Genomic DNA, 237 nt, shown 5'->3' on the forward strand with positions numbered 1-237 from the left:
CAGCGTCAGATGTGTATAAGAGACAGACTCATATGAAAGTGGATGTACAAGATTTAAACTGTGATTTCTACGCATTATCTGCTCATAAGATGTGCGGACCAACAGGTGTCGGCGTATTATATGGTAATAAAGAATTGCTAAACAATATGGAACCAATTGAATTTGGTGGTGAAATGATTGATTTCTTATACTAACAAGAATCTACGTTGAAAGAGCTTCCGTGTAAGTTCGAAGCAG

Annotated in this window: 1 pseudogene; it reads left to right on the forward strand. The window is 37.1% G+C overall.

The features are described from left to right. A pseudogene (locus JDS98_RS29870) lies at positions 1–191 on the forward strand (aminotransferase class V-fold PLP-dependent enzyme); the annotation flags it as partial. Positions 192–237: the final 46 nt, after the last annotated feature.

The sequence above is a fragment of the Bacillus cereus group sp. N11 genome (assembly GCF_016483605.1).
Classification (GTDB): domain Bacteria; phylum Bacillota; class Bacilli; order Bacillales; family Bacillaceae_G; genus Bacillus_A; species Bacillus_A toyonensis.